Source organism: [Clostridium] polysaccharolyticum (assembly GCF_900111595.1).
GTDB classification, from domain to species: Bacteria; Bacillota; Clostridia; order Lachnospirales; family Lachnospiraceae; genus Clostridium_AI; species Clostridium_AI polysaccharolyticum.
Window position 1 is genome coordinate 113,322 of sequence record NZ_FOHN01000004.1, and the last position, 25,304, is coordinate 138,625.

At 36.9% G+C, this 25,304-nt stretch carries 18 protein-coding genes and 1 tRNA gene; 15 read left to right on the forward strand and 4 right to left on the reverse strand.

Translation table 11 applies throughout. The annotated features are described in order from the left end of the window. Positions 1-137: 137 nt before the first annotated feature. Positions 138-1,040, forward strand: coding sequence for a DUF5688 family protein (locus BMY85_RS03785; protein WP_092476628.1), 903 nt, complete (start codon positions 138-140; stop codon positions 1,038-1,040). Between the two features lie 87 nt (positions 1,041-1,127). Further along, on the forward strand, positions 1,128-2,165 hold the full coding sequence (locus BMY85_RS03790; protein ID WP_092476630.1) for a 2-hydroxyacid dehydrogenase: 1,038 nt from the start codon (positions 1,128-1,130) through the stop codon (positions 2,163-2,165). 43 nt (positions 2,166-2,208) lie between these two features. Here the strand turns inward: BMY85_RS03790 and BMY85_RS03795 are convergent. Next, positions 2,209-2,281, reverse strand: a tRNA-Arg gene (locus tag BMY85_RS03795). 272 nt (positions 2,282-2,553) lie between these two features. On the opposite strand from BMY85_RS03795, the gene BMY85_RS03800 reads away from it, so the two are divergent. From BMY85_RS03800 to ligA, 3 genes are all read left to right on the forward strand, one after another. Further along, the gene (locus BMY85_RS03800) at positions 2,554-3,282 is read left to right on the forward strand and encodes a hypothetical protein (RefSeq protein WP_092476632.1); all 729 of its coding nucleotides are present in this window, start codon (positions 2,554-2,556) and stop codon (positions 3,280-3,282) included. A gap of 88 nt (positions 3,283-3,370) precedes the next feature. Next, positions 3,371-4,114: a 23S rRNA pseudouridine(2604) synthase RluF gene (gene rluF / locus BMY85_RS03805; RefSeq protein ID WP_092476634.1), complete on the forward strand. Its 744-nt coding sequence runs from the start codon at positions 3,371-3,373 to the stop codon at positions 4,112-4,114. A 1-nt stretch (position 4,115) separates the two neighbouring features. Next, positions 4,116-6,071: an NAD-dependent DNA ligase LigA gene (gene ligA / locus BMY85_RS03810; protein ID WP_092476816.1), complete on the forward strand. Its 1,956-nt coding sequence runs from the start codon at positions 4,116-4,118 to the stop codon at positions 6,069-6,071. Positions 6,072-6,155: 84 nt separating this feature from the next. Here ligA and BMY85_RS03815 read toward each other — a convergent pair whose 3' ends face one another. After that, the gene (locus BMY85_RS03815) at positions 6,156-7,961 is read right to left on the reverse strand and encodes a methyl-accepting chemotaxis protein (RefSeq protein ID WP_092476636.1); all 1,806 of its coding nucleotides are present in this window, start codon (positions 7,959-7,961) and stop codon (positions 6,156-6,158) included. 435 nt (positions 7,962-8,396) lie between these two features. On the opposite strand from BMY85_RS03815, the gene metA reads away from it, so the two are divergent. The 4 genes from metA to BMY85_RS03835 all read left to right on the forward strand — a co-directional run bounded on the left by metA (position 8,397) and on the right by BMY85_RS03835 (position 14,731). Further along, complete coding sequence (gene metA / locus BMY85_RS03820; RefSeq protein WP_092476638.1) at positions 8,397-9,302, forward strand: homoserine O-acetyltransferase MetA; 906 nt, start codon at positions 8,397-8,399, stop codon at positions 9,300-9,302. Positions 9,303-9,783: 481 nt separating this feature from the next. Beyond that, complete coding sequence (locus BMY85_RS03825) at positions 9,784-11,262, forward strand: Eco57I restriction-modification methylase domain-containing protein (protein WP_092476818.1); 1,479 nt, start codon at positions 9,784-9,786, stop codon at positions 11,260-11,262. Next, positions 11,259-12,176, forward strand: a complete 918-nt coding sequence (locus BMY85_RS03830) for a BsuBI/PstI family type II restriction endonuclease (RefSeq protein ID WP_092476640.1) — start codon at positions 11,259-11,261, stop codon at positions 12,174-12,176. The genes BMY85_RS03825 and BMY85_RS03830 overlap by 4 nt, the downstream gene beginning before the upstream one ends. 599 nt (positions 12,177-12,775) lie before the next feature. Next, a complete protein-coding gene (locus BMY85_RS03835) occupies positions 12,776-14,731 on the forward strand; it encodes a [Fe-Fe] hydrogenase large subunit C-terminal domain-containing protein (protein ID WP_092476642.1) in 1,956 nt (651 codons plus the stop codon). 232 nt (positions 14,732-14,963) lie between these two features. Here BMY85_RS03835 and BMY85_RS03840 read toward each other — a convergent pair whose 3' ends face one another. Next, positions 14,964-16,235: a leucine-rich repeat domain-containing protein gene (locus BMY85_RS03840; protein WP_092476644.1), complete on the reverse strand. Its 1,272-nt coding sequence runs from the start codon at positions 16,233-16,235 to the stop codon at positions 14,964-14,966. A 362-nt stretch (positions 16,236-16,597) separates the two neighbouring features. Here BMY85_RS03840 and BMY85_RS03845 point away from each other — a divergent pair, with 362 nt between their 5' ends. Continuing rightward, positions 16,598-19,810 carry a glycoside hydrolase family 9 protein gene (locus tag BMY85_RS03845; RefSeq protein ID WP_092476645.1) on the forward strand — a complete coding sequence of 1,071 codons (3,213 nt, stop codon included), beginning with the start codon at positions 16,598-16,600 and terminating at the stop codon, positions 19,808-19,810. 153 nt (positions 19,811-19,963) lie between these two features. Here the strand turns inward: BMY85_RS03845 and BMY85_RS15840 are convergent, their stop codons facing one another. Then, entirely contained in the window at positions 19,964-20,698 is a 735-nt protein-coding gene (locus tag BMY85_RS15840) for a hypothetical protein (protein WP_242939664.1), read from the reverse strand. A gap of 356 nt (positions 20,699-21,054) precedes the next feature. On the opposite strand from BMY85_RS15840, the gene BMY85_RS03860 reads away from it, so the two are divergent. The 5 genes from BMY85_RS03860 to BMY85_RS03880 all read left to right on the forward strand — a co-directional run bounded on the left by BMY85_RS03860 (position 21,055) and on the right by BMY85_RS03880 (position 25,287). Next, positions 21,055-21,891, forward strand: a complete 837-nt coding sequence (locus BMY85_RS03860) for a hypothetical protein (protein ID WP_092476647.1) — start codon at positions 21,055-21,057, stop codon at positions 21,889-21,891. A gap of 176 nt (positions 21,892-22,067) precedes the next feature. Next, positions 22,068-22,889 carry a purine-nucleoside phosphorylase gene (locus BMY85_RS03865; protein WP_092476649.1) on the forward strand — a complete coding sequence of 274 codons (822 nt, stop codon included), beginning with the start codon at positions 22,068-22,070 and terminating at the stop codon, positions 22,887-22,889. Between the two features lie 19 nt (positions 22,890-22,908). Then, on the forward strand, positions 22,909-24,180 hold the full coding sequence (locus BMY85_RS03870; protein WP_177180612.1) for an amidohydrolase: 1,272 nt from the start codon (positions 22,909-22,911) through the stop codon (positions 24,178-24,180). 47 nt (positions 24,181-24,227) lie between these two features. Continuing rightward, the gene (locus BMY85_RS03875) at positions 24,228-24,542 is read left to right on the forward strand and encodes a hypothetical protein (RefSeq protein ID WP_092476651.1); all 315 of its coding nucleotides are present in this window, start codon (positions 24,228-24,230) and stop codon (positions 24,540-24,542) included. A 115-nt stretch (positions 24,543-24,657) separates the two neighbouring features. Beyond that, positions 24,658-25,287, forward strand: a complete 630-nt coding sequence (locus BMY85_RS03880) for a hypothetical protein (protein ID WP_092476653.1) — start codon at positions 24,658-24,660, stop codon at positions 25,285-25,287. Positions 25,288-25,304 lie beyond the last annotated feature (17 nt).

The window sequence follows — 25,304 nt, forward strand, 5'->3', positions numbered from 1 at the left end:
TTCAAGTCCTAAAAGTTTCATCAGTACATATCGTATATCCCATCTTGATCAGTTCTGATCCGTGGTATCCAGAGAATTATGGTAGAAAGAATATAAGGATTTTTTTGCGTGCTTGTAAATACGGAAAGGAAATGAGAATGGATTTTAAGGAATTTGTGCAGGCAGTGGTGACGCATTTTGAAGGTAAGCTTGGGCAGGAGTATACTATTCGAGTCAATGAAGTTACGAAAAACAACAATGTGCATCTGAATGGAATTATTTTAAAACAGGAAGGACAGAAGGTGACACCGAATATCTATCTCAATGGATATTATGAGAAATACGAGGAACAGAAAGATTTTGAGGCCATTTGCAAAGAAATCTGGAATACATATCAGCAAGCATTACAGGAAGCAGATGGAGAGGCCTTGCAACTGGATTTAACATGGGAGAATCAGAAGGGGCAGATTGTGTTTCGGCTAATCAATTACGAAGAAAACCAAAGGCTGGCTGCTAAAATTCCCTATATACGTTTTCTGGATCTGGCGGTTACATTTTACAGTCTGGTAAAGCTGGAAGATGATACCGTATCTATGCTTCCTATCAGCAATGCTATTATGGAACATTGGCAGGCAGATGTGAAATGTCTGCTGCAGCATGCTATGAAAAATACGCCAAGCCATTTTCCGCTGGTGTTTAGCACGTTAGAAGAAGTGATACAAAAGCTTGCGGGACCAGAGATGATAGAGAAAGTAAAGATTTCAGATGAGGAGCATGTAACGATGTATGTGGTAACCAATCAGCAGGGAATCAACGGGGCTGCGGTTATGCTCTATCAGGAGGAGTTTCATGAACTGGCAGAAAAATTAGGTGGAAGGGTTTATATTTTGCCTAGCAGCATTCATGAAGTGATTTTATTGCCTTTTGAGGAAGAAATAGACGTGGAAAAACTGTTAGAATTAGTACAGGAAGTAAATCAGAATCAAGTTCCAGTGGAGGAAGTGCTCTCCAGTCATATTTATCTTTACGACTCGGAAATGAGGTCGTTCCAAGTATTTTAAATTCTTTTTTATTTCATATTTTTTAAATGAATAGGATTTCTTTTTTTGCAAAACCTAATTTAAAAAGCGAGAAAAGGAAGAGTGCGTATGTTTAAAATCAGTTTTTACGATACAAAATCTTACGACAGAATTTATTTTGATAAACTAAAAAAGCAATTTCAATGCGAAATTAAGTATCACGAGGCTAAGCTTAATAAAAATACGGCAGTTTTATCTAAGGGCTGCGACTGTGTCTGTGCCTTTGTTAATGATGAACTGGACAAGGATACTTTAGAAGTTCTCTATAATCAGGGAATTAAACTGATTGCAATGCGCTGTGCAGGTTACAATAACATTGATTTCAGCTATGCGTTTGGAAAAATACATGTGGTACGTGTGCCGGCGTATTCTCCATACGCTGTGGCAGAGGCGGCTATGGGAATGATTTTGATGTTAAATCGTAAATTGCACAAAGCCTATATCAGGACCCGTGATTTTAACTTCAGTTTAAGCGGATTAATTGGATTTGACCTTCACGGAAAAACCATTGGTATTGTGGGAACTGGAAAAATCGGAAGAACCTTTATCAAGGTATGTAGTGGATTTGGAATGAATATGCTGATGTATGATCCATATCCAGTAAAAGATTCTGATTACAATTATGTCTCATTTGAGGAGTTATGCAGAAAATCAGATATCATTTCCTTGCACTGTCCGCTGACAAAGGACAGCTATCATATTGTGAGCCATGAAGCCATTGACTGGATGAAAGAGGGCGTTTTTATTATTAACACGTCCCGTGGAGCATTAATCGACTCCAGCGCTTTATTAAAAGGGTTAAAGAGTGGAAAAATTGGAGCAGCAGGACTTGATGTATATGAAGAAGAATCGGAAGTATTCTTTGAAGATTTTTCCGAGAAAATTGTACAGGATGATATTCTGGCAAGACTTGTTACCTTCCCAAATGTATTAATCACTTCCCATCAGGCATTCTTAACCAGCGAAGCCCTAGAGAATATTGCAGAAACCACATTGCAGAATGTAAGTGCATTTTTTCATGACCAGAAACTAGTCAATGAAGTATGTTATCATTGTTCCAGGGAAAGGACGAATTGTCAGCAGAGACTAAATAAACCATGTTTTTAAAACATGGTTTTGAGTAAATCAAAGCATAAATCGGGACAAAAAATGCACCTGACAGGATTCGAACCTGCGGCACATAGCTTCGGAAGCTACTGCTCTATCCACTGAGCTACAGATGCATAAATGTAAATGGGATTGTGTACAAAACACACAGTCCTATTATATAGTTATTTATTTGAAATGTAAAGAGGTTTTTTTAGAAACGGAAAAAAATATCCTCCCATACAATTTTTAGAGAGGGTTTGAAAAACATGTAACTTCACAGAAGATACATAATTGTAAGGTTTAATGTTATTGCTTTTTTAAGCTTTATTTGTTAAGATGAATATGGTAAAGTGACAGGATAGCATGAGACATCGTTGCTTTAAACATAGGAAAAAAGGTGATAATAGTGAAATTAAAGTATAAAAAACTGGCAGTGGCAATTTCAGTGGGAACAATCTGTATTGGAGGAATTGCATTTACTATCGTGAATCAGAGTGGAAAAGGACATAATCACAAAGCGAAACACAGTGTATCTGTTACAGATGACAGTTTTTCCGAAGACAGTAAAGAATCAGAAGATATGGAAGTTCAAAAGAATGCATATCCGGAAATAAATGAACTGATTAAAGAGTATTTTGCAGCAAGGGTTGCCTGCGACATAGACAAGCTGGGAACTTTAGTCAGCAATGTAGATAATGTCAAGGAAGAAGAATTGAAAACATTAGGCACTTATGTAGAAGGATATGAGAATATTGATGTGTACACAGTAGCAGCACAGGAAAAGGACAGTTATGTAGCATTAGCCTATACTGACATTAAATTAAAAGATATAAAGACACCTGCACCTGGACTGACCGCTTTGTATGTCAATAAAGATGAGAATGGCAATTATGTTATTTTTAATGGCGTTTTAAGTGATGAACAGAATGCATATCGAGAAAGCGTATATAAATGTGAAGGCGTAAAAGAACTGATTGGCAATGTGCAGAAAAAATACAAGGAAGCACTTGCAAGTGATGAAGATTTGAATGCATTTTACAATCAGGCAAAAAAAGAAGAGGAGGAAAAGAATAAGGATATGCCGGACTTTAACCAGTCAGCAGAGGATTCTGAAACTTCTTCTCAAGCAGAATAAATGAATGGGTGTTGCCATTTGGGGATTATGCCAAGGGTAACGCCCATTTCATAACTATCCATAACCAGAAGAAAAGAGGAGTTGCAATATGGCACAGAACGAGCCTATGCGGTTAAATAAATATTTGAGTGATTCCGGTTTTTGTTCCAGACGGGAAGCGGACCGGCTGGTAGAACAGGGAAAAGTAATAATAGACGGAGCTGCTGCACAGTTAGGGCAAAAAGTGATTCCTGGCCAGAACATTGTAGTAGATGGCAAGCCTCTAAAAAGGGAAGAGGAGAGAATACTGATTGCATTTAATAAGCCAAGGGGCATTGTCTGTACCACAAGCAAAAAGGATAAAGATAATATCGTAGATTATTTAAATTATGGAAAAAGAATCTATCCAATTGGACGTCTAGATAAAGATTCCGAAGGTCTGATCCTTTTAACCAACAAAGGAGATATTGTAGATAAGATACTTCGTGGAAGCAATTATCACGAAAAGGAATATGTGGTAACTGTCAATAAAAAGATAACAAAAGAATTCATAGAAGGCATGCAGGCGGGAGTTCCCATTTTAGATACGGTAACACGGCCTTGTACCCTTATCATGGTAAATGACAGAACATTCCGCATAATCATTTCCCAGGGGCTTAATCGGCAGATCCGGAGAATGTGCGAGTATTTTGGCTACCGTGTGCAGACACTAAAGCGAGTACGTATTATGAACATACAGCTTAATCATTTAAAGACAGGTACTTACCGTAATGTATCAGATGCAGAATGGAAGCAGCTTAATGTGCTTCTTAATAAAGGCAAAGACAGAAAAAAGGATGGGAAAGGATGTTAGCATGAACACAAATATGGAACGTATGAAAGAACTGGTAAGTCTGCTGAATAAGGCGGGTAAAGCGTATTATCAGGATGCAGAAGAAATTATGAGTAACTTCGAATACGATAAGCTTTATGATGAACTGCTGGAACTGGAGAAAAAAGAAGGCGTTGTGTTATCTAACAGCCCAAGTATAAATGTTGGTTATGAAGTTCTTAGTGAACTTCCAAAGGAAAGACATGCACAGCGTATGCTTTCCCTTGATAAAACAAAGGATGCAGAACAGTTAAAGAGCTGGCTAGGAAGCCAGAAGGGGCTTTTGTCCTGGAAGCTGGATGGCTTAACGATTGTTTTGACTTATGAAAACGGAAAGCTTGTAAAAGCTGTTACCCGTGGAAATGGAGAAGTCGGAGAAGTCATTACCAGCAATGCAAAGGTATTTCAAAACATTCCGCTGGAAATAACCTATAAAGATACGTTGATTCTGCGTGGGGAAGCAGTTATAAAATATTCAGACTTTGAGGAAATGAACCAGACTGCCGGAGCAGATGCCAAATACAAAAATCCACGTAATCTATGTTCTGGCTCAGTTCGTCAGTTAAATAACGAGATTACTGCGAAACGAAAGGTAAATTTCTTCGCATTTACTTTGGTTCAGGCGGAAAATGTGGATTTTAAAAACAGCCGTTTAGAACAGATAAACTGGTTAAGAAGTCTTGGTTTTGATACGGTGGAAAATAAAGAAGTCACAAGAGAAACTATGGATGAAGCAGTAGCATATTTTGCTAAGGCAATCGAAACTTATGATTTGCCTTCCGATGGTCTTGTTCTGGTACTTGATGATATTGCTTATGGACATTCTTTAGGAACAACAGCTAAATTTCCAAGGGATTCGATTGCGTTCAAATGGCGTGATGAAATCAGGGAAACCACTTTAAAGGAAATGGAATGGAGTGCATCCAGAACTGGTCTTATTAATCCGGTTGCAATCTTTGAGCCAGTAGAATTAGAAGGAACAACGGTAAGCCGTGCCAGCGTCCATAATGTAAGTATAATGGAAAACCTGAAACTGGGAATTGGTGATACCATAAAAGTATATAAGGCTAACATGATTATTCCTCAAATAGAGGAAAACCTGACTAAGAGTGGAACGGTTACACCACCTGCTCATTGTCCTGTGTGCGGACACCAGACTAAGATTAAAGAGGAAAATGGAGTAAAATCTTTATATTGTGTCAATCCGGAATGCTTTGCAAAGAAGATAAAATCCCTTTCTCATTTTGTAAGCCGGAATGCCATGAACATTGATGGCCTTTCAGAGGCAACAATTGAGAAGTTTGTGCAGAGTGGAATTATTAGGGAACTAGCGGATCTGTATCATTTAGAGGAATACCGGGATTCTATCATTACAATGGAAGGATTCGGAGAACGTTCCTATGATAATTTAATCAAATCTGTCGAAGAGTCTAGAACAGTGGGAATGCCAAACTTTATCTATGCATTAGGGATTGGTAATATCGGGTTATCTACGGCAAAATTAATTATTAAACAGTATGGAAATAACTGGGATGTAATTAAGTCCTTAACCGCAGATCAGCTTGTGGAAGTCAATGGAATTGGTGATGTCATTGCAGAAACATTTGTGGATTTTTTTAGAAACAGTGAGAAAATGGAACATATCGAGCGTTTAGTGGGTGAGCTGGTTTTTGCTGCAGAAGAGTCCATTGAAGAAAAGAATTTAGATGGCATTACTTTTGTTATAACTGGTTCGGTGAATCATTTCGCCAATCGTAATGAAGTAAAGGAGGTTATTGAGAAGAGAGGCGGAAAGGTGACTGGCTCCGTAACCTCTAAGACAGATTATCTGATTAATAATGATAATATGTCTAATTCCAGTAAGAATAAGAAGGCAAAAGAACTTGGAATTCCGATTATTACGGAGGAAGAGTTTATTGCTATGTTAGGGGAAGCATAAAACTGTCAATCAAAAAGTGCCTTCATCCTTAGTTTTAAGGGTGAAAGCACTTTTATGCCTTTATAGAAAATTCGTAACACATAGTCAGTCCTCAATCTGGAAAAACTGTAAGGCAGACTGGAGATTTTCAGAAAGTTTCTGCAGTTCACGAATTTCTGCTTTTAGAGCCTCTTGGGATTCGCTATACCCATTTACAGAAGATCCCTTTTCTGTGTGGTCTTGGGAGTTATCTGCCAGTTCTGAATCTAAATCCAAATCCAGTTTCTGAATCGTCCGATTCACAGAGGACGAAAGCAGAATGGAAATTCCCTGAAGACGTTGAATGGTTCCTTCAAAGGTATCTAGAAAATGATTCAGGTTTTTGCCGTACTCGCTGAATTCATCAATAGACGGAACATTGACACGGGCAGAAATCTTTCCATTGGTTATTTCGTTAAGAGAAGTATGAAATGCAGCCATGTTTTTCTGAATGCTGCCACTGATAACAGTGGTGAAAAGTACAAGGCCAGAAGCACTTAGAAGCAGAATAAGCATAAAGGAAACAATACTGCTATCTCTGACCTGCTCCATATCTTTGGCAGTAGAAGAGGTAATCTGGTCGCAGATTTCAGTCATGGAATCAAAAGCAGTTGTATTTTTATGCTTGATTTCAAATACCTCATCATCATATGTCTTCATGGAATGAAGCAGAGTTTTTTGTTCTTCCAAGTCAGTTAGTGAGGCAGAAATTGCTGATTTTACATTAGAATAACGAGGAATGCTTTCCTCCAGAACACGGAACAGGCTAAGAAGTTCTTGATAGATTGTCCGAGTTTCTTTTCCTTCTACAACCAGCATGCTGTAATCATGCATTTGAGATGCCACGGTACGTGTCATTTGTACAAAGTCATAGATGCCAACGATGGCACCTCCATACTGGCAGTCGAATTCCAGGTCAGAAGGTTCAAGATACAGGTCATATTCTAAGGTATCATAATCCTGTATATTTTCTTTCTCAATGGATATCTGCGCATTGCATTCTTGCCATTTGCCACCAGAGGCATCAAAATTACTCTTTAATTTAATGGCAGGTTCCTTATGGAAGTTGTCTAGTTGTGCAGACACCACTGCATCTCCAGATGGAATTACGTCTTGATCATATAAGTTGACATCCACAGTTTGCTTGTGGTTGGAAAGTTTTACGTTGGTTATATAGTAACTCCTGTCATAAGAAAAAATTCCACCAAGCCGCAATACTAAATTATTTCGTTTTCCAACTTTAGGAAGCGTATCTTTATATTTTAAGTGCACATATTTTTTGCCATCAATCGTAATATTGGGACTGGTAATCTTGGTGCTGCTATTGGTATAATTCCATTTCAGTTCCACCCATTCAGCACCATCGAGAAGTTTTTGTACATCTGCTGCCATTGCATTGTTGGCGTTGCAAAACTGGCGGTACATGCCCAATGATTTGGTAAAACCTCTTGAGTTGTGGTATTCTATCAGTTTCTTGTAATTAGATTTGGTAATACGGATATCTGATAAGATTTCCTTTACTTGAGACTGATATGTTTTTCCTGCTATGGTATTCAGTTTCCTGGCATTTTTCTGCATGCTATTCAGATTGCTAAGAATAGTGTCTAGATAGGATGGATCCATATAATACTGATAAAGAGCTTCTAAAGACTGGTTTTTATACTGCAGGGCGCTGACCTGTCCAATCAGTGAATTGATTTCATTGCTTACCGCATTTCTATTAATCGAGCCAATCCCAATGAAACCTATCACAAGAGATGCCAAAATAGCCAAAACTCCCATAGTGGTAACTTTTCCTCGGATTGTTTTCAGGCTCCATTTTATTTTGTGGGAAAGAGTCATAGAAATGTCAGTAAATTTCTTTCGTTTCATTGAAACATCCTCCTTGTAATCGGTTAATAAAGAATCTGTAGAATACGATAAGCCGACTAGAAGTAGATTACTTGTAAAAAAATTATGTAAACACATATATATCGGTGAATATTATTTAATTTTATAGCAAAATGATGAAAAAAACAACTTGTTTATATGCAAACCCATTGGTTAAAGTGTGCAAAATGTTCTGAAATCCTTTGCTTTCATTAGCATTTCTGTTACAATAGAATCGTTTAGAATTAGAAATTATAAGATACATAAGTAAAACAGCTGCAAAGACAGTCTCTGCAGCTGTTTTAACTATTAGGATGTGTGATTTAGATAAAAGTTAAAAGAGTAAAAACTAGATTTATAAGAACATGTTTGTTATAATATGTTTTGTATGATTGAAGGAAATAAGATTCAAACAAATTTACAAAGGTTGGTGAAAGCATGCCTATAAAAGTACAAGATAATTTACCTGCAAAGAGAATTCTGGAAGAAGAAAATATATTTATGATGGATGAAAACCGTGCCATGACACAGGATATCCGTCCTTTAAAAATTGCTATTTTAAATCTGATGCCGTTAAAGGAACAGACGGAAGTTCAGCTGCTTCGCAGTTTGTCAAATACACCGCTGCAGGTTGATGTTACATTTTTGACTACAGCAACCTACATTGGCAAAAATACACCAACTAGCCATCTGGATAAGTTTTATCAGACATTTTCTGACGTGAAAAACCAGAAGTTCGATGGTCTCATTATCACAGGTGCACCAGTCGAGCAGATGGAATATGAAGAAGTCCAGTACTGGGATGAACTTACCCAAATCATGGACTGGTCCAAAACAAGTGTCACCTCTACATTACATATCTGCTGGGGTGCACAGGCTGGCTTGTATTATCATTTTGGAATACAAAAACACCTTTTAAAGGAAAAGAAATTCGGCATTTTCGAACATCAGGTTTACCATAGAAAATGTCCTCTGGTTCGTGGATTTGACGATGTGTTCTATGCACCACATAGTAGAAACACCGAGGTATGGACAGAGGATATTGAAAAGGAAGAAAAGCTTACAGTTCTGGCAAAGGGTGAGGACGCAGGAGTGTTTCTGGCAATTGCAGAGGAAGGAAAGCAGATTTTTGTACTAGGACATCCTGAGTATGACAGAATTACGCTAGATACCGAATACAAGAGGGATCTGGACAAAGGAATCAATATTGCCCTGCCAGAGAATTATTATGAGAACGGGGATTGTAATGTGAGGCCGCTGCTTCGGTGGAGGGCGCATAGTAATGCATTGTATACGAACTGGGTGAATTATTACGTGTACCAGAATACTCCTTATGAGTGGTAGTATAATGCTTGAAATAGCTGAATTTAAGGGATTTATAGAATCATGTGTTTGAACAGCTATTTGGTAGATTTTGATGTATTTTAGTGTAAATTGATAAATGATTGGAGCCAAAAAATAATTAAATAATGGAAAAACCACAATTGAATTAAGCAATGAAAAAAGGATAATCAGAATAATGTGGGTTATCCTTTTTTGCTGCTCCAAGATATTGTAAAGAGGAATCAATGAAATCGAATAGTCCAGCTGATAAATGTCAATAACAAGAGGAAGATCATGAGTGCTTTTTTTCCGCTTTAATTAGGGGTGTCACTGTGACACCAAAATTATACGATAATACTAGATACTGAAAAAGAAAATAATATCAATAGTTTTTATTTCAGCATATTTGGAAGCAGACTGGCTATTTTCTTTCGATGCAGTATGGGGTATAATGGGAGAAGGGCTTTAAGTATCCCTATTATGTAAAATGATGGAGTGGAAAATGCTTGAGAGAATCATAGAACAAACAAATGAATATATAGAGAAGAGGCCCAAACATCTTAGAAAGCAATTTGGGCAGTTTTTTACAAGTAAAGAAACGGCTATGTATATGGCCAAAATGTTCGCAATTCCTGAGAAAGAAGAAATTTATATTTTAGATCCAGGAGCTGGGACTGGTATTTTAGCGTGTGCTCTGATAGAGGAATTAGAAAGGCAAGGGACAGCAGCTGCAATACATCTGACATGTTATGAAAATGATGAAAACGTAATTGAATTACTTCGCCAGAACTTGAAACTTATACAAGATGAAGCAAGTATGGCAGTTGATGTAAGGCTGTATGAAGAAAATTATATAGTAAGGCAGGAAAAAGTATTTAATGGAAGTACAGATATAGAAAGGGAACAGAAGTACGATCTGATTATAGCTAATCCGCCGTATTTAAAACTTTCAAAGAATGCCCAAGAAGCAATTTGCATGAAAGAAATATGTTATGGTGCTCCAAATATGTATTTTCTTTTTGCTGCTATGTCGATATGTAATTTGAAGGAAGGTTCGGAAATGGTATATATCATACCTAGATCCTGGACATCTGGGGCATATTTTAAAAAATTTCGAGAATATCTGTTTTCATCAGGAGTTTTGGTACAGATGCATTTATTTGTAAGCAGGGATAAAGTATTTGATAAAGAATCAGTTCTTCAGGAAACCATGATAATAAAAATCAGAAAGACAACGAAGCAGCCTGAAATGATTAGAATTACTTCGTCCAATGCAAATGATGATTATCACAATATTGAAACCTTGGAAGTGCCATATAATCTTGTAGTTTCTGGTGACGAAAGATACGTGTATCTGGTAACCAATGAGGAAGAACTGGCTGTACTAAGAAGAGTAAACAGATTAGAGGGGACGCTAGAAAAAGCAGGAGCAAAGATGAAAACTGGCCTGGTAGTTGATTTTAGGAACAGAGAACTTTTAAGAGAAAAGGAGACTGATAATGCAGTTCCACTTATATATGCCCAGCATATACAGAACGGATTGATTACATTTCCTATCCAGAGGGAGAATGAATATGTGATTCCAGACAAAAGAGCATTGATTCAGGATAACTGCAATTATCTAATAGTGAAAAGATTTACATCGAAGGAAGAAAAGAGAAGACTGCAGAGTGGGATATATTTAGCTGAGAACTATAAGGGTTATTCTTATATCAGTACCCAGAATAAAGTGAATTTTATTACTGGTGTATCGGAACAGTTGTCAAGATGTATGGTATACGGACTGTATGTTGTGTTTAATTCGACTTTATATGACAAATATTATAGAATACTAAACGGTTCAACACAGGTGAATTCAACAGAGATAAATGCAATGCCTATTCCAGACAAAGAGAGCATAAAGTGCATGGGAAAAGAACTGATACAGGCAGGGGACTTGTCTGAGGAAGTCTGTGATCGGATATTGGAGGAATACGTATGAGTAAGAAGAATGAAGTAAAAAAATTTTTGCAGGATGTTGGAATGCCTGAGAAACAGCAGTCAGATGTCTGTTGTTTTGTGATTTTAGCATTAGCCAACATTGGAAAAGGGGATAGCTGGTCTAAAGCAAGCAATTACTGGATGAAAATACATGATATTATCCAGTTTACCAATGAGTATTATGAAAAGGACTATAAGGAGAATAGCAGAGAGACATTCAGAAAGTCCGCATTACATCATTTCAGGACAGCAGCATTGGTAGAGGATAATGGAAAAGCAACGAATAGCCCGAATTTTATGTATAGGCTTACAAAAGAAGCGGTGAATTTATTAAGAAATTTAGATACGATAGAATATGATGTATGTTTGAACGATTTTTTGGAACACTATGAAAGCCTTGTTGAAATATATAGTTCAAAGAAGAAACTTAAGAAAATGCCAGTGAAAATCAATGGTGACGAGTATGAATTTTCACCGGGCGAGCATAATGAATTACAGAAAGCAATTTTAGAAGAATTTGCACCAAGGTTTGCTCCTGATTCAGAGTGTATCTATGTTGGGGACACAATTAAAAAGGATATGGTAAAGAATTTAAATAAGTTAAAGAAGCTTGGATTTGAAATAACATTACATGATAAAATGCCAGATGTTGTTTTGTACCGGAAGGATAAGAATTGGATTTACTTTGTCGAGGCAGTTACATCTGCTGGACCAATAGATGCAAAACGCATTATAGAGATAGAGCAGATGACCAAGGAGGTTATAGCTGGCAAAATATATGTAACAGCTTTTGGGGATTTTAGAACATATAAGAAATTTTCTGAAGATTTAGCATGGGAGACAGAGGTTTGGATTGCTGAAAACCCTGACCATATGATACATCTAAATGGGGATAGGTTTATGGGACCGAGATAAAGTTTATGAGCAAGCTAAAGGTAAAATGATTATAGATTTTTGGTATGCGGAAATTATTTGGTTTTCTATAGGGTGGAAGGTGATGCAATGAATTGTGCAAGTAGGCATAGAAGAAATAAAAACCAGGGAGGTGCTGTATTGATAAATTTGTGCAGCACCTCCCTTTTGCAGTTTTCTAAATCATTTATTTTGCGTCTTCTCCCCCAGGTCCGTCACGTCTTGGTCTTGAGGATTCTGGCAGAGGTTCTATAGAACTATACTTATCGCAATTATTTTGATTGGAGAACTTATCTTGCATTGAAGAATTATTGTTTTGACTGGATTGTTTCATGTCTACACCGTCCTTTCTTTAAATAGTGTAAGCTGGATTTCTTTTTTTATGTAGGAAAATATCATATTTCATGATTCTCTATATTCTGTGAAAAATTTGCAGATAAAAATGAAAAAATGTAAATTTTCTATTTATCAATATAGTAATAAGTAGTATAATTAGGACTAATATGTATTTTATCAATTAGACATCTTGGGGTATCGGTTAGAAGAAACTTGTTCGTAAAAAGGTTGTATGGAAGAGCTTACATGGAGGGAGATAAGGGAATATGGATAAAAGACTGATATATACGCTGGATAAATGTGTGGGATGTAATCGCTGTATAGGTGTTTGTCCCTGCCCAGGTGCTAATGTGGCGAAACGTACGGAACATGGTGTGAACCGGATTATAGTCAATGGGGAAAGATGTATTGCATGTGGGGCCTGTATTGATGTATGCGGACATGATGCCAGAAAGTTTGCTGATGATACAGAAAGATTTTTCTTAGACCTTCAGTCAGGAAAAAAGATTTCAATATTGATAGCTCCTGCATTTAAAGCAAATTATGAAAAAGAATATAAAACCATGCTGGGACAGCTTAAGTCATTAGGCGTTAATAGATTTATTAATGTTTCATTTGGGGCAGACATTACTACATGGGCATATATAAAGTACATAACAGAAAATCAGTTTTACGGAGGAATTTCGCAGCCATGTCCAGCAGTAGTAGGCTATATTGAAAAATATATGCCAGAAGTGATACCAATGCTTATGCCAGTCCATTCACCGATGATGTGTAGTGCAATTTATGCGAAAAAATATATGGAAATAGAAGATGACTTAGCATTTATCAGTCCTTGTATTGCAAAAAAGAATGAGATAGACGATCCGAATTGTGGGGGGGATATTCGCTATTCTGTTACGTTTGAACATCTGGTTCAATATCTAAAAGAACATTCTGTAAAGGAAACTCCAATAACTGATGAAATAGAATATGGATTAGGTTCCATTTACCCTATGCCAGGCGGATTGAAAGAAAATGTCTGCTGGTTTCTTGGTGAAGATGCGTGCATACGCCAGGTAGAAGGTGAAAACCATTTATATCATTATTTAAAGAACAATAAGGAAATGATTACGAAAAAAATGACTCCATATTTATTTATAGATGCATTAAACTGTTCTGGAGGCTGTCTGCATGGAACTGGAGTGGAGGCGAAAAATGCAGATAATGAAGAAATTTATATGGCAATCCAGAGAATCAGGAAGGCTAGTAAAAATGAAGAAAAAAGAAAGAAAGGAAAAGTGTCTGCATGGAGTAAAATGCTTGAGCCGCAAAATAGGCTGAAAGCTTTAAATGAACAGTTTAAAGAATTAAAACTGGAAGACTTCATCCGCAGATATACAGACAGAAGTGCGGAATGTGGAATTTATAAGCCTACAATAGAACAAGAACAGGAGATTTTCCAGTCCATGATGAAAAATACTCAGAAAAAGCAGAATATTAACTGCAATGGCTGTGGATATAAAAAATGCCATATGATGGTATCTGCTATTTTTAACGGGTATAACTATAAGGAAAACTGCGTTTATTATATAAGAGATTTAGCAATTAATGAGAAAGAATCCATTGACCAGCTGCTTACTAAAGTTCATGATCAGCAGGCAAAATCAAAAGAACGAAAAGATGAAATTGTTGCTCAGATCAATGAAAGCTTTGAGGAAATAGACAGTGTTGTGCAGGCAATTGAAACAGGAAGCAGGGGCAATTCGGAAGATAGCATGTCTATTTCAGAGTCAATGTCCGAAGTGCGGGCATTTTCTGCTGACTTAAAGGATGCACTGGATGAGATAGGGGGAAGTATTGGAAATCTGAACAAGAATAATGAAGACGTAATAAATATCGCCAGCCAGACCCGTTTGCTTGCACTGAATGCTTGCATTGAAGCAGCAAGAGCAGGAGAAGCAGGAAAAGGATTTGCCATTGTTGCAGATGAGATTAATACTCTGGCGGAACATTCTAAGAAAGCGGCAGATGATTCCAATCAGAATAATAAAGAGATTAAGGAACGAATCGAATTGCTTTTGGAGAATATGCAAAAGCTTTCAGAGATTGTCAGTGATGTAAATGAAAAGACACAGAGTTTAGCGGCATCATCCCAAGAAACGACCGCATCCATTGATACGGTTGCGGTGACAATTGATGAGGTACAGAATAAATTGAAACAGATGATTAAGATGGAATAGATCAAATAAAAAGTGCCCTAAAAAAGAAGGGCACAGGATGCGCACAGATGGGTAAGGAAGATAGTCGCTAAAAAACAGCGACAGCTAAAAAATAGCGACAGCTAAAAAACAGCGACAGCTAAAAAACAGCGACATCCATCTGGCACGGCAAAGTCTGAGTTCCTTCGAGTACATTCCAGTCGCGAGAGTCTGAGGAACTCACACTTTGTTCTATATTATATCAAAAGCTGTTCTATTTTCCTGTAAATTTACGTCGCTCACCTGTTACAGCAAAATACTGATCTTTTGGAAGCGAATTAACCCATGTTTTCCAGGAAGAATCCAGCTGATCACTTAGCTTGGTATAATTACCACTTATAAAGCCGCTGCCTTTTAAACTGTCTAAGAAATATTTAGTATTGGAAAGACCATCTGCTGCATTTATCATAGTATCTCGGAAAGAACACTGTTGACTTAGATCCATATGAATGTCATCATTACTGTCTTTGATGTGATAGGTGTAGCAATAATACCTCATATAAAGAGACAGGAAATTACAAAGGACATACATATCTTCTTTCGGCTGAATAATGGATGAGGCTGTTACTGGGTTTGAAGATACACTTAGATACTTTAAATTATTATTTGACCAGAAACAATATGGGCCAAGAAAATTAACAGAATAACCCAGATAGATTTTCGCTAAATTAGAACAGTTATATACAGCCTCGGTGTCTATATAAGGTGTATTTATTTCTAATTCAGTAAGGGTTTTATTGTCATGAATGGCATGTATTCCTAAGGTTTTTACGTTATATCGATAGCCATTGCAAGTGATTGTTTCTGGGACAGCTGCCTTTTGTACGGTTCCGTTATAATTCGTAATAGTACCAGTACTTCGGTTAAACGTCCATGAGCCATATTTATCCTGATATGTAAATGTCACTGGAACAGCGGCATTCTCTTTTTCCAATGCAATTTCAGCATCTGTTTTCATATATTTCAATGTAAGATAACTGCTTCTGGCTGTACAGAAAGAGATTACTTTGGCTGCGCTGTGATAAACGTATACTTCTTTTTTGGTGTCACCAAGACAGCCATCCATAAGAACATCTGGATTTCCCAAGAAAGTGATGCGGCTTAATGAATTGTTGTTGCTGAATACGCCATAGCCTAAACTTTTCACACTTTCAGGAATGGATACTTCACTTAGATGACAGCCTGAAAAGCAGCCATTGCCAAGTTTGGTTACGGTAGCAGGAATTCCAACCCCATACAGAGTATCCATATTGCTGAAAGCGCCGGAACCAATCTCTGTAACAGTATAGCCGTCAATCTTAGAAGGAACGCCCAGACCATAATTTGGTTTTCCCAAATATTTTAGAATGGTTATTCCTGTACTGTTAAACTCATATTGCCATTCCCCACTAGTGCAGGTTGCGGCATAAGTTTTATCAGGTGGTAATAGAAAAATAAAAAGTAACATTAGACAACATTGCATAACACGTTTGAATGCATTTTTCATAGTTTACCCTCCTTAAAAAATAGTTTTTACTACTAGCTTTTTGTGCCCCCCAATTAAAGTATGAATATAGTTATAATACAAGTATTGCATGGCTGGAAGGCAGTGTCAAGTACAGTTTAAAAAGAGAATTTATATGGGAAAAAGAGAATATTTATCCACTTGGAATTCTCTTCTGAAAACAACTGCACAATAAATCAAGATAAGTCTCCTTTCAGTCAAGATAACTTGTTCATTATATTAGAAAAGTATTATAATGAGCACGGGCATTAAAACAACCCATAAAATGCATAATGATTTTATACATTTATGGTGCTGTGAGCCTAAGAAATTCAATTATTTTATTTTTATGAGGAGGAAAGCTTATGAAACATCAATGGTTCAAAAGGGGACTAGCAGTAGTCACGGCATTTACAATGGCGGCAGCCATTGCACCAATGCCAAAACAGAAAGTTTTTGCCAAAGAGGCAGAACAGCAGGCAGAAGAACAGACGGAGGGAAAGGCAGAGTCTGACTATAACTACGCAAAAGCATTTCAGTTATCTATGTATTTCTATGATGCAAATATGTGTGGCCATCAGGATGGACGTCTGAAATACCGTTATGACTGTCACATGGAGGATGAGAAAGTTCCTTTAATTCCTAAAAACGAAAAAGAAGTTGGAACGAATCTGTCACAGGCTTTTATTGAGGAATACAGAGATGTCCTGGATCCAGATGGAGATGGCTGTATTGACGTAAGTGGAGGGTTTCATGATGCTGGCGATCATATAAAATTTGGCCTTCCACAGAGTTATTCAGGTGCAACATTAGGATGGGGTTACTATGAGTTCCGTGATTCTTATGTAAAAGTAGGAGAACAAAAACATATAGAAGATATTCTAAGGCATTTCAATGATTATTTTCTGCGTTCTACATTTTTAGATGAAGATGGCAAAGTAGTAGCATTCTGTTATCAGGTAGGGGATGGTGCGGCAGACCATTGTTACTGGGGATGTCCGGAATTCCAGACAACTCCTAGACCAGTCTGGTTAGCTACTAGTGAGACACCAGCCAGTGACCAGTGTGCAGGAGCAGCAGCTTCACTTGCAATTAACTACTTTAACTTTAAAGATACCGATAAAGAATATGCCAAAAAATGTCTGGATACGGCAAAGGCATTATATGAATTTGCCAAAGAAAACCGAGGCTGTGGCTTCTCAGGCGGATTTTATAATTCCAGTTATGATGAAGATGAAATGTCATGGGCAGCAGTATGGCTCAATATGGCTACTGGTGAGGAAGATTATATTACCGATATTACAGAAGTAGACGAGTCAGGTACCTATAAAGGATATTTAAGCAGAATTATCGAGACAACAGACAGTACCTGGCAAAATATCTGGGTACATTCCTGGGATACTGTATGGGGCGGTGTATTTGCAAAATTAGCACCAGTGACAGATGATCCATTATTCTGGTATTTCTTCCGCTGGAATGTGGAGTACTGGTCAGGAGTACCACATGAAGAATCCAATGACCATACCTTTATGAAACCAACACCAGGAGGTTACCGTGTTGTAGCAGGATGGGGGTCTGCACGTTACAATGCAGCGGCTCAGCTGTGCGCACAAGTGTATAACAAGTATAAAGAAAAACCGGAATTTGTTGACTGGTGTAAATCCCAGATGGATTACATATTAGGAGACAATCCAAAGAATACTTGTTTTGAAGTAGGTTATGCAGAAAATTCCACGAAGAATCCGCATCATAGAGCTTCCCATGGTTCTACTACAAACAGCATGACAGATCCAGCAGTAGCACATCATATTTTATGGGGGGCATTAGCTGGCGGTCCAGGGGAAAGAGATGATTATAACGATGATCGTACCGATTATGTATACAATGAAGTAGCAATTGATTACAATGCAGGTTTTGTTGGGGCATTAGCTGCTTTATATGCAGAATATGGACAAGGCCAGGAGCCTCTTGCTGAAATTCCTCAGGAAGAAGACGAAGAACCATTTTACGGAGAAGCTAGACTGGAACAGGAAAATAAAGAACGTACACAGGTAACCGTTCGCATCCATAATGATTCCGCATGCCCTCCAAGAAGAGTGTCTGGACTTAGCATTCGATATTTCTTTAATATTTCTGAATTATTAGAAGCCAATCAGACAATTGAAGATATCAGTACCGCTACTATGTATGATGAGGCACTTACTCTTGACGGGATTCCAGCAACGATTGGAAAACCAGTTGCCTGGGATGAAGATAAGGGGATTTACTATGTGGAAATCACATGGAAGGGAGCGTTTCATGGAAAACGTGAAATCCAGTTTGCGATTGTAACAGGGCAAGATTCTGAATATAAGACACATTGGGATCCAGCTAATGATTACAGCCATGAAACTATCATAGAAGACGAGTTCCAGTCCTCACCTCAGATTCCTATCTATTTGGATGGAAAACTTGCCTGGGGGGAAGAACCAGGGGAATCCGTAGTGAAACCAGTTGTAAAAGCAAGTGTGGAAGGTGTTTTAGCAGGAGAGGAAATCTCTTTTACGGATGGCATAAAACCAATCACGTTACATGCTGACGTTTCCAATGGAGATAAAGTGACAGAAGCAGTATTTTATGTCAATGGAGAAAAGGCTGGCGTTGATACCGAAGCACCTTATTCGGCTGAGTATTTACCGGAACAAGTTTTTCATGAAGAAACGAAAGAACTTGAAGTAACAGTAGACGTGATTACCTCAGACGGTTTTACTGTTACAAGCAAGCCATATACAGTAACGGCAAGATTTCTAGAGAAAATTGATCCAATGATTGAAATTACAAGTCCAGACAATGGAACTTTATTGGATACAGCAAAAGGGGAAAACAGTGCAGATATTGTCGTTTCTCCTCTTAAGGGCAGCAGCTTCTCCAAGATTATCGTATATGCAGATGGCAAAAAAATAGGGGAAGGAGATTCTACAGGAGCAAAAGTTACCTATACAGCACCGGAAGGGTATTCTGCAAATGGTTCTGGTCTTACTAGAGTCAAGATTACAGCAGAAGCCATTCTTTCTTCTGGAAGAACAGCAGGTTGTGCTCCAGTCATGCTTACGGTAAAACAGCCGATAGATCCTTCCAGAGAAATCAGCCTTGCATTAGAAGTAGAAGGAAAAGGCCTTGATATGGATTCTACGATTCAAAGAAAATATGTTATCCGCAATACTGGTTCTAAACCAGTCGATTTATCCAAGGTAAAAATCCGTTATTATTACACCAATGAATCTACGGTAGATCAGTCATTCTTCTGTGATTCTGCAGGCATGAATATTGAGGAAGCTCCTTATTACTATGATGCTTCAGACCATGTAAAGGCTAATTTTGGAACAATCAGTGGAAAGGACCGTTATATGGAACTGTATTTTGCCGATTTGGATTATGAATTACAGCCAGGACAGACGATCTCTTGTGATGCAAGATGCTGTAACTCCAGCTGGTCAATGATGGATCAGACCAATGACTATTCTTTTGCAGGGGGAGATACGATTGTTATGTTGTATGATCAGGAGGTGATTCAGGGGATAGAACCTGGAAGATCTTGAGTTTTCATAAATTGTAATTCCAAAACAAATATATCTCCCCAAAGCACCAATCTGCTTAATTTTTGAATGATTTTGAATAGCAGTTTCTTAATTAGAGGTACTTTAATAAACCCCACCGGAGCCGGGCTTTGGGAGAAGTATTCTTTTATCTATTTAAACAGTCAGCTTAAGGCAAAGTTGACGGTATGCCGGACGTTTTGTCCGAAAACAAAGCCTGATGCCCTCTTTTGCAAAGATAAGTATGCTTGAGATGCCTTTAGCTAACCGGTAATAGCAGAAATGGACCTTTTCTTTTATTGGGTCTGTTTTTCGTATGATTGCAACCTTTAGCGCATTGGTGTCTGGTTTCATGGAAATATGGGCCAGAAATGCCATGCACAGGGTAATGTAGAAGTTTATGGCATTGATTGCTTTCAGCTTCCTTACACGGAAATTTTCAAACTGGAACATCTGCTTTTTACAACGGAAATATTCTTCAATTTTCCACCTAGAAAAGTAATGTTTTGCAACAGCAAGAACATCTTCCTTGGATTTGATTTCCTTATTTGTTGCCAGCATCATGGGATGCTCAGTGATACCATAAACAAGCACAAGGTAAATATCCTTTTTGAAATGTGTGCTTTTAGAACCATCTCTGACGAGTCCGAGAGCCTCGAACTTGTAGCCATCTGGTTTTATCACATCACTGTCATCAATATGAATAATAGGATTCTTTGGAACCATTGTGCGAACCAGGGATAAGTAAGATTTCAAAGCGTTTTTATGAATGCCTTTATTAAGGTGTCTGGTCAGTCGTTCAACAGAATTAATCTTTTTGGAATGCTCATGAAGCTGATCAAAGATGTCTGTGAGAAGGCAGCTTCCAGCTACGAGCATGTCGTAGGTCATATCGGCAGAAAATTTTCTGTCCGGTTTAGAAAGCTTTTTTGAAATTTTATTGGTGAAATTTAAAATTTCCCGTTTCAAAGTATAGGTGTTTGATGTAAAATTAACTACAGGGAATCCTCCTTCTTTTTGTTTAGTATGATTTTGTTATGGGGACTTTATTTTACATCAAAAAGGAATAGGATTCCTTATATTTTTGGCAATTTTTGGAATCTGTTTATTGTAGCATATGAAAAATCAGACAGTTGTGGATAAAACTACGAAAACTCAAGAAAGGACAAAGTATTGAAGCGTGGAAATAATTGTGATATAATGATGAAAATATAGAATTATAATAAAACTGTAAGGGGGAATAATAAATGATTGATCAGAGGAATACGGCAATTATTACGTATATGGATGGCTATTTTGTAGAAAATCTTGAGTATGATTTTTTGACATCTTTGGTTGATAAGATAAATTATAAGGGAAAAATTGTCGTGCTTGACTATGGGATGGATCAAACAGATGTGGAACGATTAAAAGAAAAATTTAAAATTGAAGTTTACAAATGCAATAAGATTGTTCCGGTTTTTTCTAACAGATACATAGATATTCCAAACGTGATTGATGGCTTTGAGGAAAATATTACGCACGTTATGACTGTAGATGGAGCAGATGTTTGGTTTCAAGATAAATTAGATAGCTTATTTGAGAATACAATTAATGGGATAGGATGTGTAGAAGAAAAAAGAATATTTGGGGAAGACAGTTTTTCTGATTATTGTATGAATAAAATCAATAAGGACGTAAAAGATAAAGTTAAGGAAGCATTATCAGGAAAAAAAGTTAGAAATTCAGGAGTTATATGTGGACCTAGAAATTTAATGAAAGAAATTATTTTGAAAGTATCAGACGAGATACAGAATAATTCTAAAGAATTTTTTGGTGTGGATCAAATATATTTCAATTATGAATGGTATGCTTTGAAGGAGGAAAACAGAGTTTCATTAGACGAGACATACAATTTTGTTATGGTATCAAATGTTGATAGATATGTAGAGAAGGATGGATCTATTTTTACGGATGAGGGTGAGCTGGTTACGGTTGTGCATAATGCAGGAGCCAATTGGAGAGTGCTGAAAAGGCCTTTCGAGAATAAAACAAAAAACCAGCAACAATATATGCAGTCGAGGAACATGAAATTAAATAAGTAATTCTTTAGAGGGGGGGATATAACCATCAAATAAGTGTCGTTTGATGGTTATATTTTGATTAAGCATCAATTAACTAATAATTCGAAGTTTGTTAAACATTTATATAAATTATAAAAATATTGACAAGAGAAAAGAATAAATGTTAATATTTATTTACAAAATAGGAGAATAAGCATATGTATGATAAATTAGTGAAGTGTTTTGAAACAATAAGAGGACACACACGATTTCAGCCTCTGGTCGGCATTGTACTGGGTTCTGGGTTAGGCGATGTAATGCAAAATGTTAAGATAGAAAAAGTGATTCCGTATTGGGAGATAGAGGATTTCCCAATCTCCACTGTAGAGGGACACAAGGGACAATTTATATTAGGTTACATAGAAGACATACCAGTGATTATTATGCAAGGAAGAGTACATTATTACGAAGGTTATGATATTCAGGAAGTTGTTTTACCAATTCGAATAATGAGAATGATGGGAGCAGAATATCTTATTTTGACTAATTCGGCAGGGGGAGTCAATTTTTCCTATCATCCTGGACAAATTGTGCTGGTGAAAGATCATATAGCAAGTTTTGTTCCAAACTGTCTGAGAGGAAGAAATATAGAAAAATTAGGAATTCGATTTCCTGATATGGGGGAAATTTATCATAAAAAGCTTCGACATCTTGCAACACAAGTAGGAAAGCGAATGGGACTGGAATTAGAAGAGGGAATTTATCTGCAAACATCAGGACCTAGTTTTGAAAGTCCTGCAGAAATTAGAATGTATAGAATGATGGGGGCTGATTTAGTTGGTATGAGTTCAGCATGTGAAGCAATTGCCGCCAAACATGCTGGAATGAAAATCTGTTGTTTTTCATGCGTATCCAATATGGCAGCAGGAATGACAGACAATGAATTAACAATGGAAGAAGTATCTGTTAATTCCAGAAAGATAGAAAATATATTGAGTAAGGTAATTTTTGATTTGGTTATAGAAATTGGGAAAGAGTAAAGCATAAGGAGGGAGCTGTGTGAAGATAAAGTTCAGTAATGCGAAGATTCTAACTATGAATCCGGATAGTAAGGAAATTATTGAAGGAGAACTGTGGGTCAATGATTCTATAATTGAGTATGTAGGGAAAAGTAAAATTGCGGGGGATTCATTTGATCAGGAGATTGACGTAGAAGGGAATCTTTTAATGCCGGGATTTAAAAATGCACATTCCCATTGTCCTATGACATTTGCAAGATCATTAGCAGATGACATGAGTCTTTCTGAATGGCTAAATACGAAAATATTTCCATTGGAAGCTAAGTTAACACCAGAAAATGTGTGTGTTTATACAAAATTGGCATATATGGAATATCTAACAAGTGGAATTACGGCTGCATTTGATATGTATTATGAGCCAGATGCTATCATTAAGGCATCTCTGGAGACTGGTTTTCGAACCGTGTTATGTGGAGCAATTAATAATTTTAAAGAATCTCCAGAGATATTAGAAGAGTATTATCAAAAGTATAATAAGTGTAGTGATATGATATCATACAAGCTAGGATTTCATGCAGAATATACAACAGATATTGGAATTATGGAGAAGGTAGCACAACTGGCTGAGAAATATCAGGCACCAGTATATGTACATAATTCAGAAACACAAGAGGAAGTCAGTACCTGCATACAAAAGTATGGAAAAACCCCGACAGAGCTTTTTACAGATCTGGGATTATATCAGTATGGCGGTGGAGCATTCCATGGAACTTACTTAAGCGAGCAAGATATGGAACTGATTAAAGATCATAAGGTTCATGTTGTAATAAATAGTGCATCCAATACAAAATTAGCAAGTGGTATTGCTCCAGTAACAAAAATGATAGAACATGATCTTATGTTAGGGATAGGAACTGATGGAGCATCTAGCAATAATGCCCTGGATATGTTTCGAGAAATGTATCTAACAGCGGTTTTGCAGAAAGCAGTGCAAAAAGATCCTGCCGCATGTTCAGCAGACAAGATGTTATATATGGCAACAGTAGGTTCTGCTAAGGCTATGGGATTATATGATTGTGATTGTATAGCAGCAGGAAAGAAAGCTGACATTATCATGATAGATCTGAGGCAGCCTAATATGCAGCCTATTAATAATATCGTGAACAATCTTGTATATAGTGGAAGCAAGCAGAATGTAAAGATGACCATGATTAATGGAAAGATTGTTTATGAAGATGGTAAGTTCTATACTATTGATAAGGATAAAGTTTATGAACAAGCCAATAAAATGTTACGTACCTTATTAGGGTAGAAATACTTATTAACATATAATGATTAAAAAGAAATGAGGTATTATTTATGGGAAATGAAGATAAGAATTTAGAAAACACAGGAAGTCTAGATGCAAACACAGAATCCATACAGAAGATTATGGAGAAAGCTATTACAGATGAAAGCTTTAAAAAGAGATTAGTGGAATCGCCAGATATGGTGCTTGATGAGTATGGCGTAAGCGGAATTGCCAGAATTATGATTCGTTCTCTATCAGAGGAGGATTATGACAAGCTTACACCAGAAAATATAGCAGAATATTTTGCAGCAGAATCAGCAGTTTATACACCAGATATTGATGATAGTATGCCTATTGAATATTATGATGAAGATGATTTATAGAAATTAGATAAGGAGAAAATAAGGTTTGGTATCTTTGGGTATAGAAAGGCTTCAAACCTTTTTGGAATTATAGGGAAGGAATAGTTGCGATGCGAAAGGTGAGTGGAAAAGCGAGATGGAAAAGATAGAATTCATAAAGATCGATAAGAAGATAGAACAGGTTATTGGGACAAGTTCTTTTTTGGCACGAGTAAAAGGACAAGATAAGAATGTATTAAAGATGCTTCGAGAAGAATTTGAAAAGGATACTACAAACTATGAAAATGCAGTTGCATATACTTATTTTAAATGGTTTTTAACAAATGGAAAGACAGATTTGGGAGATACTAATTTTGTATATGAGGTTACTTTTAGTAATGTGGAAGCACTTAATGAAACTTTAGAAGAGAAGCCGGAGTATTGGATATTATGGATTCTTAAATACAAGATCTACTCCTACATGAATTTTGATGAGAATGATTTTATCAATAGCATGGAAATATTAATTAAGCAACAGAATGAATGTGAAAAGATGCCATACTATCTTATTTCAGAAGTGCTTTTGGCACATTTTTGTTATACAAAAGACAATACAAAATATGCGAAAGAAATTCTTGAGAGAGTCATGGATAATTATACAGATAAGATTACCATTTTACATGCTTTCTTTATAGGGATTGTGTATGAGTTTAGAAATATTGCAAAGAGATCAGGAGACGATGATATACTGGAACTTGTGGAAAGTGTTCTGAAAAAATTCTTCTAGTAAGTGGAATAAAAACC

Bases quoted from the DNA above. Each gene is read 5' to 3' on its own strand.
- BMY85_RS03785 (WP_092476628.1), top strand. From the start codon at position 138: ATGGATTTTAAGGAATTTGTGCAGGCAGTGGTGACGCATTTTGAAGGT.
- BMY85_RS03790 (WP_092476630.1), top strand. From the start codon at position 1,128: ATGTTTAAAATCAGTTTTTACGATACAAAATCTTACGACAGAATTTAT.
- rluF (WP_092476634.1), top strand. From the start codon at position 3,371: ATGGCACAGAACGAGCCTATGCGGTTAAATAAATATTTGAGTGATTCC.
- ligA (WP_092476816.1), top strand. From the start codon at position 4,116: ATGAACACAAATATGGAACGTATGAAAGAACTGGTAAGTCTGCTGAAT.
- BMY85_RS03815 (WP_092476636.1), bottom strand. From the start codon at position 7,961: ATGAAACGAAAGAAATTTACTGACATTTCTATGACTCTTTCCCACAAA.
- metA (WP_092476638.1), top strand. From the start codon at position 8,397: ATGCCTATAAAAGTACAAGATAATTTACCTGCAAAGAGAATTCTGGAA.
- BMY85_RS03825 (WP_092476818.1), top strand. From the start codon at position 9,784: ATGCTTGAGAGAATCATAGAACAAACAAATGAATATATAGAGAAGAGG.
- BMY85_RS03830 (WP_092476640.1), top strand. From the start codon at position 11,259: ATGAGTAAGAAGAATGAAGTAAAAAAATTTTTGCAGGATGTTGGAATG.
- BMY85_RS03835 (WP_092476642.1), top strand. From the start codon at position 12,776: ATGGATAAAAGACTGATATATACGCTGGATAAATGTGTGGGATGTAAT.
- BMY85_RS03840 (WP_092476644.1), bottom strand. From the start codon at position 16,235: ATGAAAAATGCATTCAAACGTGTTATGCAATGTTGTCTAATGTTACTT.
- BMY85_RS03845 (WP_092476645.1), top strand. From the start codon at position 16,598: ATGAAACATCAATGGTTCAAAAGGGGACTAGCAGTAGTCACGGCATTT.
- BMY85_RS15840 (WP_242939664.1), bottom strand. From the start codon at position 20,698: ATGACCTACGACATGCTCGTAGCTGGAAGCTGCCTTCTCACAGACATC.
- BMY85_RS03860 (WP_092476647.1), top strand. From the start codon at position 21,055: ATGATTGATCAGAGGAATACGGCAATTATTACGTATATGGATGGCTAT.
- BMY85_RS03865 (WP_092476649.1), top strand. From the start codon at position 22,068: ATGTATGATAAATTAGTGAAGTGTTTTGAAACAATAAGAGGACACACA.
- BMY85_RS03875 (WP_092476651.1), top strand. From the start codon at position 24,228: ATGGGAAATGAAGATAAGAATTTAGAAAACACAGGAAGTCTAGATGCA.
- BMY85_RS03880 (WP_092476653.1), top strand. From the start codon at position 24,658: ATGGAAAAGATAGAATTCATAAAGATCGATAAGAAGATAGAACAGGTT.